This is a genomic window from Novosphingobium resinovorum (assembly GCF_036352595.1).
Classification (GTDB): Bacteria; Pseudomonadota; Alphaproteobacteria; order Sphingomonadales; family Sphingomonadaceae; genus Novosphingobium; species Novosphingobium resinovorum_B.
This window is the reverse complement of record NZ_JAZFAX010000030.1, coordinates 52,455-62,840: the sequence shown is the minus strand read 5'-3', so window position 1 is coordinate 62,840 and position 10,386 is coordinate 52,455. Positions and strand designations below refer to the sequence as shown.

Sequence of the window (10,386 nt, the reverse complement as noted above, 5' to 3'; positions counted from 1 at the left end):
ACCCTCGGTTTGCATGCCATCGCGTTGATACGCTTCCCAATGCCCGCCGATCGAGGTCTGGCGATCCACCGCGTGCCCCTCCACCATGCTTCGCATGGTCCCCCTCCCCCAAGGGGGAGGAATGGGGCGTAAGCCGCCACAATTGCATTACCCCACCCGGATCGGCGGCAGCACGTCCAGCCCCGCATCCCCAGCCTCGTCCACAAGCCCTTCCGGGTCGGGATGGATCAGGATTTCGGTGCCGGGAAACTCGGCTTTTAGCCTTTCCTCAAGCGCATCCATCACCTTGTGCGCCTCGCGCACGGTCATGTTCGCGTCGACCCAGACGTGGAACTGCACGAAATCGCGGTTACCCGACGTGCGCGTGCGCAAGTCGTGGACGCCGGTGATGTCGGGATTGCGGGCGAGCACCTCGAGGAAGCGCTCCTTCTTTTCCGCCGGCCACTCGTGGTCCATCAGCTGGTCGAGCACCTCCTCGGACGCCTTCCAGGCGCCCCAGGCCAGCCACAGCGCGATGCCGAAACCGAACAGCGGGTCGGCGCCGGCAAGCCCGGCAAACTGGTCGATCACCAGCGCCGCGATCACCGCGACGTTGAGCAGCAGGTCCGACTGATAATGCACGCTGTCGGTCGCGATCGCGAGGCTGCCGGTCCGGCGGATCACATGGCGCTGCCAGGCGATCAGCGCGAACGTCACAACGATCGCCGCCATCGAGACGCCGATGCCGGTGCCCGCCGCCTCGACCCTTGCGCCCGCGAAGAAATCCTCCACCGCCCGCGCGGCGATGCCCAGCGCCGAGATCGAGATCAGCACGATCTGGAACAGCGCCGCGATCGCCTCGGCCTTGCCGTGGCCGAAGCGGTGCTTGTCGTCGGGCGGGTGCGCGGCGATCCACACGCCCAGCAAGGTCGCCACGCTGGCGACAAGGTCGAGCGCGGTGTCGGCCAGGCTCCCCAGCATCGCGGTGGAGCCGGTGGACCATGCCGCCCAGCCCTTGATCGCGATCAGCAACGTTGCCGCGCCGATGCTGGCGAAGGCTGCGCTGCGGTTCAGAGCGCCCCAAGAGGCCGAGGCGTCGCTCACGGATAGAGCAGCGAACTGGCCCAGCCTTCCGGGCCATGCGCGAAGCGGCGGCGCTCGTGGAGGCGATAGGGGCGGTCGTGCCAGAACTCCATCGCCTGCGGGCGCACGCGCCAGCCGCCCCAGTGCGCGGGACGCTCGACCTCGCCGCCCTCGAAGCGGGCACGCACGTCCTCATAGCGGGCGAGGAAGGTTTCACGCGAATCGAGCGGGGCGGACTGGTCGGACGCCACTGCGCCCAGCTGCGAATCGCGGGCGCGCGAATGGAAATACGCCTCGGCCTCGGCCTCGCTGACGGGCGAGAGGGTGCCTTCGATGCGGATCTGGCGGCGCAGGCTCTTCCAGTGGAACAGCAGCGCGACCTGCGGGTTGGCGGCGATCTCCTGCCCCTTGCGGCTGTGGCCATTGGTGTAGAACACGAAGCCGGAGGTGTCGTAGCCCTTCAGCAGAACCATGCGCACCGAAGGCTGGCCGTCCGGGGTCGCGGTGGCGAGTGCCATTGCGTTGGAATCGTTGGGTTCCGTCTCGCGCGCTTCATCGTACCACTGCGTGAACAGCGCGAAGGGATCGCCATGCGGGATAACCTCGCGGGCGTCGGTTTCGGAAGGATGCGCTATGGTCACTGTGCGAATTCCTGCATTTCGAGATGGGAACCCTTGCGCGGATGCCCGGTTGCACGGGAGATGGCCTTGATCGCGGACAAGTCTCCTGTGCGAACTAGGGAACGCAAACGTTCCGCGCAACCTGCGAGAGCGCTTGTCCAAACCCGCCACGCAACCTAGCTAGGGGCATCATGGCAGCAGATCCCTATACCACCCTTGGCGTGCCCCGCGGTGCGAGCGAAAAGGACATCAAGTCCGCCTACCGCAAGCTGGCGAAGGAACTCCACCCCGACACCAACAAGGACAACCCGGCGGCGGCCGCGCGCTTCAACGACGTGACGCGCGCCTACGACCTGCTTTCGGACAAGACCAAGCGCGCCCAGTTCGACCGGGGCGAGATCGACGCCGAGGGCAACCCGGCCAGCCCCTTCGGCGGCGGCTTCGGCGGAGGCGGCTATGGCGGCGGACCCGGCGGCCAGCGCGGCTTCGGCGGCGGTTTCGGCGCCGAGGAAGGGATCGACCTCGAAGACATCTTCGGCGGCATCTTCGGTGGCGGCGGCCGCGCCGGGATGGGCGGCATGGGAGGCGGCCGGGGCCGCGCCGCGCCCAAGGGCGCCAACGTCAACTACCGCCTCGCCGTGCCGCTGACCGACGCGGCGGAACTGAAGCCCCAGCGCATCACCCTGTCCGACGGCAAGACCATCGACCTCAAGCTGCCCGCGGGCGTCGAGGACGGCACCCAGATGCGCCTTGCGGGCAAGGGCGAGCCCGGCCCCGGCGGCAATGGCGATGCCACCGTCACCGTCCACATCCAGCCGCACGCCTTCTTCCGGCGCGACGGCGACGACTTGCGCCTCGACCTGCCGATCACGCTGGACGAAGCGCTGCTCGGTGCCAAGGTCAAGGCGCCGACGCCTTCGGGGGCGGTGATTCTTTCGGTTCCGGCGGGCTCCAGCTCGGGCAAGGCGCTGCGTCTCAAGGGACGCGGGATGACGCGCAAGGACGGCACGCGCGGCGACCAGTTGATCACCCTGCAGATCACGTTGCCCGAGGGGGACGCAGACCTCGCCGCCCGCCTCGAAGGCTGGAGCGACAGCCGCGACGTGCGCGGGAAGTTTGGCGTCTGATCCTGACCATGAAGCGCTGAGCAAAAAGCTGCGGCGCAAGGCGGGACCGGGCACCCGGACATTCCGCGTAATCGGCCGCGTCGTGTCGGGCACCTGGGACGACGGGTTCATCCACGCGGGCAACCTTGCCTACATGAGCCTGCTGTCGCTGTTCCCCTTCTTCATCGCCCTTGCCGCGATCCTCTCGGCGCTGGGCGAGCAGGACCAGATGGGCGCCTCGATCGACACCATCCTGCGCGCCCTGCCTCCGCGCGTGGGTGACGTGCTGCGCCCGGTCGCCCACGACGTCGCCGCCGCCCGGCACGGCTGGCTGCTGTGGATCGGCGGGTTCCTGGGCATGTGGACCTCGGGCAGCCTGATCGAGACCATCCGCGACATTCTCCACCGCGCCTACGACGCGAAGAAGCGCCACCGCTTCTGGCGATCCCGGCTGGTGTCGAGCGCGGTGATTTTCGGCTCGGTGCTGCTGCTACTGATCTCGCTGTCCTCGCAAGTGCTGCTCTCGACCGCCGAGACGGTGCTGGCGACGCTATTCCCCAGGCTCGACAGCCTTTCCGAGCAAATGGCGCTCACTACGGCGATGAGCGGAGGCGGCATTTTCGTCTCGATCTATCTGCTGTTCTATCTGCTCACCCCTTCGGCATACCAGAAGCGGCGCTACCGCAAATGGCCCGGAGCGGCGTTCGTCACGCTATGGTGGTTGCTGGTCGCCTGGGCGCTGCCGAAAGTGTTGCAGAGTTTCCTCATGTACGATTTGACGTACGGAAGCCTCGCCGGAGTGATGATCGCGCTTTTCTTTTTCTGGCTTGTCGGCTTAGGGATGGTCATAGGCGCGGAGTTGAACGCGGCGCTCGCGCAGGCGAACGAGGGTACAGGTGTCCCTGTGGAATTCGGCGCGGGTTCCGGCCCGGCGAACGGGCCCAACGATTAAAGTGGTTACAGGAAGAAACGAATGACCGGTCTGATGCACGGCAAGAGGGGGCTCATCATGGGCCTCGCCAACGACAAGTCGCTGGCCTGGGGTATCGCGAAGAAGCTGCACGAACAGGGGGCCGAACTGGCCTTCGCCTATCAGGGCGAGGCGCTGGCCAAGCGGGTGAGGCCGCTGGCGGAAAGCCTCGGCTCCGATTTCCTCATCGACTGCGACGTGTCGAACATGGACGCGATCGACACCGCCTTCGCCACTCTGGCGGAGCGCTGGGAGACGATCGACTTCGTGGTCCACGCCATCGGCTTCTCGGACAAGAACGAGCTGCGCGGCAAGTATGTCGACACCAGCCTCGACAACTTCCTGATGACGATGAACATCTCGGCCTACTCGCTGGTCGCCGTGACCAAGCGCGCGATGGCGATGATGCCGAATGGCGGCTCGATCCTGACGCTGACGTACTACGGCGCCGAGAAGGTCGTGCCGCACTACAACGTCATGGGCGTGGCCAAGGCAGCGCTTGAGGCCTCGGTGAAGTACCTCGCCAACGATCTCGGCCCGCAAGGCATCCGCGTCAACGCGATCTCGGCCGGCCCGATCAAGACGCTGGCCGCCAGCGGCATCGGCGACTTCCGCTACATCCTCAAGTGGAACGAGCTGAACTCGCCGCTGCGCCGCAACACCACGATCGAGGACGTGGGCGGCTCGGGCCTGTACTTCCTGTCGGACTTGTCCTCGGGCGTGACCGGCGAGACGCATCATGTGGACTCGGGTTACCACCTCGTCGGCATGAAGCAGGAAGACGCACCGGATATCGCGCTGGCCTGAGGGCTCTCGCGGATTAACGAATTGAAAAAGGCCGGGGCTGATGCTCCGGCCTTTTTGTTAGAACGAGGGTGCTTCGACAAGCTCAGCATGAGCGGTGTCGATAGGGATGACGCCTACCCCTCCCCGCTCATCCTGAGCTTGTCGAAGGACGAGCGGCACGCAACCCCTCAGCGAACCTCCGCCGCCTTGGCCGGCGCGATCGCCTCGATCTTCACCTTCTCGGGCGTGTTCGCCTTCACGAACAGCTGCCACGACGACACCGCGAGCACGAGGGCCAGCAGTGGCTGCAGGATCCGGTCCGGCGCGCGCGAGGACAAGTAGCTGCCGATCACCACGCCGGGGATCGAGCCGATCAGCAGGTTGGTCAGCAGCGTACCGTTGACGTCGCCCATGACCCAGTGCCCGGTGCCGGCGATCAGCGTCAGCGGCACGGCGTGGGCGATGTCGGAGCCGACGATGCGCGCCACCGGCAGCCTCGGGTAGAGCACCAGCAGCACCGTCACCCCGATCGCGCCCGCGCCCACCGAGGACACCGAGACGGCCACGCCGATCAGCGCGCCGAGCGCCACCGTCCCGCCGATCTCGACGCCGGGAGAGCGCACCGCATCGCCGTCGTGGGCATGGCGGAACAGCCACTTGCGCCCGATCACCGCCAGCGAGGTCAGCGCCAGCAGGCTTGCCAGGGAGACCAGGATGACATGCTCGGTACCGTCGCCGACCTTGCCCACGCTGGCCATCACCAGCAGCGTCAGCACGGCGGCGGGCACGCTGCCCAGCGCCATCCGCCGCACGATCTTCCATTCCACCGACTCGCGTGAGCCGTGGACGGCCGATCCGGCGATCTTGGTGATGGCGGCGAAGAGGAGGTCGGTGCCCACCGCCGTCTTGGCGCTGACGCCGAACAGCAGCACCAGCAGCGGCGTCATCAACGAGCCGCCGCCCACGCCGGTCAGCCCGACCAGCGTGCCGACCAGCAATCCCGCGACGGCGTGGAAGATGTCGATCGAACCCGTCAGGCCCATTGCGTACCCTTATCCTTAACCTGGCGTCCCATCGCGCGCCGTTCCAGCCGGTTTGCGGGCGCAAGACAAGCGGATTTAGGATTTCAGGGGGTGAAGAAGGGCTTCGTGGCAGCGCCCAAAGCGCAATTCCCCCCTTTTCGTCATTACGAGCTTAGCGAAGCAACCTAGGGCAGTTCAAGACCGCCCTGGGTTGCTTCGCTAAGCTCGTAATGACGACGTGGGCCTTATGCCCTGACGATCACTTCGCCGGGCTGGTGGTCTTGTCGGCGCCTGCCGCGCCCTCGGCGGCGTCCTGCTCGGCCGCCTGCCGCTTGCGCTGCTCGAAGTAGGCTTTTTCCGCCTCTTCGACGCGCGCCTGGTCGGCCGCGGCGTCGGCATCGATGGTGGACAGGCGCTTCTCGCGCTCGGCCTGGATCAGTTCGCTGAAGCGCACTTCCGAACCGTTCGCCTTCTCGGCATAGGCCTTGTTGATGAGCTGCTGCGTGCAGCCCAGCGAACCGCCCGCGCCGACCGGCGAACAGCTGAGCGTACCGAACTTGCCCACCGTCTCGTAGGCCTGCACCTTGTTGGCCCAGGCTTCCGACTGCGGCTGGTCGAGACCACGCAGCGGCTCGGGAATGCGGTAGCGCTCCTCCTCGGGCTTGCGGGCGCAGACGGTGATCTCTCCGGAAGCGGACTCCGGGCAGACATCGTTGCCGTAGACGATGAGCTGGTTGACCTTCTCCCCGCCCGGATCGGACAATTCCGCATTCTGGCCCGCATCCTGCGCGAAGGCAGGCGCGGCCGCCAGCGAGATGGCGAGGGCGGCGGCGGAAAGGAGGAGGCGGGTCATCGATGGCTCCAGAGAAATCGCGGTATCGCACCCGATATAGGACGTGGGCGGGTTGAACGACAGCTTAAGCGCTCAACCCGCGAAAGGTCAGATCCGTTCCGACAGCTTGATGGCGACGCGGCAGCCCATGCGGATCGCGTGGAACAGCAGCGGATAGGCCGGGGCCTTTTCGGCCCCCGCCGCCAGCGCGGCGTCGCGGTGCTCGCGCTCCTCGTCGCGGAACTTTTCGATCGCGGCGCCCAGTTCGGGATCCTCGTCGCCCAGTTCCTCGAGCTGCTGGGTATAGTGGCGGTCGATCTCGGTCTCGATCGCGGCGGTGCAGGCCATCGCCGCCTCCGGGCCGATCAGCGCCGTCGCCGCGCCAAGCGCGAAGCCCGCCACCGACCACACCGGCTGCAGCAGGGTGGGACGAACGCCGCGCTCTGCGATCATGGCATCGAATTTCGCCTGATGGACGGCTTCCTGTTCGGCCATGGTGGCGATCTCGGTGGAATGCGGCCCGCGCGTGCCCATCACCGCCAGCTGCCCCGCGTAGATGCGGGTGGCGCCGAACTCGCCCGCCTGATCCACCCGCAGCATCCGCTCGGACGTGCTGGAGAAGCCCTTTGTCATCGCATTCATCTCAAGCCTTTCCGGCAGCGTTGCCGCTACGCGCGATCAGCGCGAAAGTCGCGAGCGCGCCCAGGGTCGACAACAGGAAGTTCCACCCCGCCAGCGAAATGCCGAAGAGGCTCCACGGCGCCACGTCGCAGCGGATGATCGGTGCGTTCATGATCGCGTCGAGCGGATCGCCGCCCGCCGCCACCGGGCTGGCGGTGCAGGCGGTCATGCCTTCCCACCAGCCGTATTCGACGCCGGCGTGAAAGCCGCCGATCAGGCCGGACACCAGGATCGCCAGAGCCGCCACTGCGACCAGCGGCCGCACCGGGCGCCAGAAGAACGCCAGCGCCGCCAGCACGATCGCGGCCGCATGCGGATAGCGCTGCCACCAGCACATCTCGCAAGGGTGGAGGCCGAAAACGTACTGGCTGACCAGAGCCCCGCCGAGCGCGATGACGGGAACCCCCAGCGCCAGCCAGCGGGCGGCGCGCACGGGTGCGGCTACGGAAACGGCCATGTGGTCCTGCCCCCGTCCGTCAGTTCTTGGCCGAGGCGGCGGCGAGCGCGGGCTTGCCGGCGGTCCGCTGCAGCGTCGAGATCGCGTAGTGCAGCTGGAAGTCCTTGATCCCCTGCTTCTCCAGTTCGGCGGCGGAGACCTTGAAGCGCGGATCGTCCTGCTTGTCGGTTTCCAGATCCTTGTCCTTGAGCGCCGCCTCGTTGATGAGGTGGCCGCGCAAGTCGGATTCGCGCACCGCCCGCTCGGCCCGGGCGCGGGCATCGGGGTCGGACAGCTGCGGCACCTTGATGTCGGGCGTGATCCCGCCCTCCTGCACCGAATGGCCCGAAGGCGTGTAGTAGCGTGCGGTGGTGATCTTGATCGCGCTGTTCTGGTCGAGCGGCAGGAACGACTGGACCGAACCCTTGCCGAACGTGCGCTCGCCCATGATGACCGCGCGGTGCTGGTCCTGCAGCGCGCCCGCGACGATCTCCGAGGCCGAGGCCGATCCCGCGTCCACCAGCACCACCACCGGCATGCCCTTGGCGACGTCGCCCTTGAACACCGATTCGGCGCGGTAGAACTGGTTCTCGTTGGCATTGCGCCCGCGCTGCGAGACGATGTCGCCATGGTCCAGGAACAAGTCGGACAGCGCCACCGCCTCGTCCAGCGAACCGCCGGGGTTGGAGCGCAAGTCGAGCACGAGGCCGGTCAGCTTGCCGCCCTTGACCGCCGCCTGCTTGCGCAAGTCGGCGATCGCGCCGTTGACGTCGTTGCCGACATCGCGCGAGAACTCGTTCACCGAGATCACGCCGACGTTGTCCTTGAATTCCCAGGTCACCGGCTCAAGCTCGATCACGCCGCGTGTCACGGTGACGTCGAACGGCTCGTCGCGGCCGGGGCGGAAGATCGTCAGGCGGATCGAGGTGCCCGCCGTGCCGCGCATCTTGGCCACCGCCTCGTCCAGGTCACGCTCGTAATAGAGCACGCCGTCGAGGTGCGTGATGTAGTCGCCGGCCTTGAGGCCCGCCTTGTCGGCCGGGCTGCCCTTGAACGGCGAGACGATCTTCACCGCGCCGTCATCTTCGACCACCGAGAGGCCGAGGCCGGTGTACTTGCCGTCGATCATCGTCTCCAGCCGCTGCAGCGACTGGCCGTCGAGGTAGTTCGAATGCGGATCGAGGCTGGCCAGCATGCCGTCGATCGCGCCCTTGAGCAACTTGTCGTCGCTCACCTGGTCGACGTAGTTGTCCTTGACGATCTGGTAGATGGTGAAGAGCTTGTCGAACTCGTGGCTGGTGCGCGTGTCCACCGCAGAGAGGCCCGATGTGGCGACCGGCAGCACGGCCACGGCGGAAACCAGCAGCGCGGCCCTGAAGACCTGGGGGCGCAGGAACGGGACAATCTTCATCGGGCGAGATGCCTCTTCACTTCATCGGTCCGGCGCGCGGGCGCGGGACTTGGGGGTTCTTGACTGTCATCCTATCGTCCGATCGGCGTGAACGCCAGCGGAACGCGGCACATGCCTTCATATAGGATGCATCGGCGCGCTTGCGCGAAAGCACATCATAACGGCCGGATGTACTGCAGCGGATTGACCGGCACCCCGTCGCGCCGCAGCTCCACCATGACGCGCGGCGCGCCCGGCCCGGTGACGCCCAGCGGAGAGCCGGCGACAAGCTCGTCTCCCACCGCCACGTCCAGCCGCGCAAGGCCGGTGACCAGCGAGGTCCAGCCGCCGGCGTGCTCGACGATGACGATGCTCTGGTACCCGCGATAGGGGCCCGCGAAGGCGACCCGGCCGGCTGCCGGCGATACCGCCTGGGCATGCTCGCGCGGGGTCAGGACCAGCCCGTTCGAGCGCGCCTGCCCCGGCGCTTCCTCGCCGAAACCGGTGAGCAGCCGCCCCGTCACCGGCAGCATGTAGCTGGCCAGCCCCTCGGGCAGCGGGGTGAACTGGCCCGAGGTGAACTGGCCTGAGGTAAACTGGGCGCCGCCGATGACTTGCGCGTCCTCGGGCCGGGCCGGCCGCATGACCGGGCCGGGCAGCGCCGCCAGCTGCGCCCGCAAGGCGCCCTGCCGCCCCATCTGCTGCACCAGGTCGCCAAGGTCGCGCGCCTTTTCGGCCAGCGCCAGCGCCCGCTCGCTTTCGCGCGCGGCGATGCCGCTGGCCTCGCGCCCGGCCAGCCGCTGGCGCGATTCGATCGTCGCCAGTTGCCCGCGCCGCTCGCGCATCTGCGCCTGCGCCTGCTGCAGCCCGGCGGCGGCGGCCTGCGCCTGCTGCTCCAGCGCCCGGCCGCGCTCGATCGCGGTGCGCAGCGAGCGCGTGCGCTTCTCCACCTCGGGCAGCATCGTGTCGAGCAGCGCACGCATGTAGACCGCGTCGCGCACCGAGCCCGGCCGCAGCAGCGCCAATAGCGGCGGCCGCCGCGACAGGCGCTGCAACGATCCCGTCAGCCGCGCGAGCGGGCCCTGCTTCTGCGCCAGCTGTGCCCGCAATCCCGCCCGCTGCGAGGCGATCAGCCGGACTTGCGCGCGCTGGACGGCGATCTGTGCATCGGTTTCCTGGATTCGCGCGGCGACGGCGGCGGCCTCCCGCGCGGTGACTTCGGCCTGTTCGGAGACCTGCCGTGCGCGCGCCTCCAGCTTCTGGGCCCGCTTGCCCGCCGCCGCACCCTCGCGCCGCGCGGCGAGCATGTCCGCCTGTGCCTGCCGGGCATCGACCGCCGGATCGAGCACCGCCAGTCCGCCCTGCTGCGTCAGCGCACGCGTGGCGAAAATCGCCGAGCCGAGCGCGGCACATGTCAGGACGGTACGGGAAACGCGCTTCACGAAACCGGTGTTAGGGCAGGCCGAGTCGGGCGGGAAGAG

At 67.9% G+C, this 10,386-nt stretch carries 11 protein-coding genes; 3 read left to right on the top strand and 8 right to left on the bottom strand.

What is annotated here, in order from left to right; all coding sequences use genetic code 11:
- Positions 1-147: 147 nt before the first annotated feature.
- Both V2S85_RS21670 and pdxH read right to left on the bottom strand, forming a co-directional pair.
- Complete coding sequence (locus V2S85_RS21670) at positions 148-1,083, bottom strand: cation diffusion facilitator family transporter (RefSeq protein ID WP_330704886.1); 936 nt, start codon at positions 1,081-1,083, stop codon at positions 148-150.
- Positions 1,080-1,703, bottom strand: a complete 624-nt coding sequence (pdxH, locus tag V2S85_RS21665) for a pyridoxamine 5'-phosphate oxidase (protein ID WP_330704885.1) — start codon at positions 1,701-1,703, stop codon at positions 1,080-1,082. Before pdxH ends, V2S85_RS21670 begins: the two co-directional genes overlap by 4 nt.
- A gap of 170 nt (positions 1,704-1,873) precedes the next feature.
- On the opposite strand from pdxH, the gene V2S85_RS21660 reads away from it, so the two are divergent.
- From V2S85_RS21660 to fabI, 3 genes are read left to right on the top strand one after another with little or no spacing between them, the layout of a single operon-like run.
- On the top strand, positions 1,874-2,809 hold the full coding sequence (locus V2S85_RS21660; RefSeq protein ID WP_330704884.1) for a DnaJ C-terminal domain-containing protein: 936 nt from the start codon (positions 1,874-1,876) through the stop codon (positions 2,807-2,809).
- The gene (locus tag V2S85_RS21655) at positions 2,799-3,740 is read left to right on the top strand and encodes a YihY/virulence factor BrkB family protein (protein ID WP_271182632.1); all 942 of its coding nucleotides are present in this window, start codon (positions 2,799-2,801) and stop codon (positions 3,738-3,740) included. Before V2S85_RS21660 ends, V2S85_RS21655 begins: the two co-directional genes overlap by 11 nt.
- 21 nt (positions 3,741-3,761) lie before the next feature.
- Positions 3,762-4,565, top strand: a complete 804-nt coding sequence (gene fabI, locus V2S85_RS21650) for an enoyl-ACP reductase FabI (protein ID WP_036525594.1) — start codon at positions 3,762-3,764, stop codon at positions 4,563-4,565.
- 167 nt (positions 4,566-4,732) lie between these two features.
- Here fabI and V2S85_RS21645 read toward each other — a convergent pair whose 3' ends face one another.
- The 6 genes from V2S85_RS21645 to V2S85_RS21620 form a co-directional block, all read right to left on the bottom strand.
- Positions 4,733-5,587, bottom strand: a complete 855-nt coding sequence (locus tag V2S85_RS21645; protein ID WP_330704883.1) for a sulfite exporter TauE/SafE family protein — start codon at positions 5,585-5,587, stop codon at positions 4,733-4,735.
- A gap of 238 nt (positions 5,588-5,825) precedes the next feature.
- Positions 5,826-6,419: a hypothetical protein gene (locus V2S85_RS21640; RefSeq protein WP_330704882.1), complete on the bottom strand. Its 594-nt coding sequence runs from the start codon at positions 6,417-6,419 to the stop codon at positions 5,826-5,828.
- A gap of 87 nt (positions 6,420-6,506) precedes the next feature.
- Positions 6,507-7,040: a demethoxyubiquinone hydroxylase family protein gene (locus V2S85_RS21635; RefSeq protein ID WP_330704881.1), complete on the bottom strand. Its 534-nt coding sequence runs from the start codon at positions 7,038-7,040 to the stop codon at positions 6,507-6,509.
- Between the two features lies 1 nt (position 7,041).
- A complete protein-coding gene (locus V2S85_RS21630) occupies positions 7,042-7,536 on the bottom strand; it encodes a disulfide bond formation protein B (RefSeq protein WP_330704880.1) in 495 nt (164 codons plus the stop codon).
- A gap of 19 nt (positions 7,537-7,555) precedes the next feature.
- Positions 7,556-8,926 (bottom strand): S41 family peptidase, encoded by a 1,371-nt coding sequence (locus V2S85_RS21625; protein WP_330704879.1) that lies wholly within the window; start codon positions 8,924-8,926, stop codon positions 7,556-7,558.
- Positions 8,927-9,081: 155 nt separating this feature from the next.
- A complete protein-coding gene (locus V2S85_RS21620; RefSeq protein WP_330704878.1) occupies positions 9,082-10,347 on the bottom strand; it encodes a murein hydrolase activator EnvC family protein in 1,266 nt (421 codons plus the stop codon).
- Positions 10,348-10,386 lie beyond the last annotated feature (39 nt).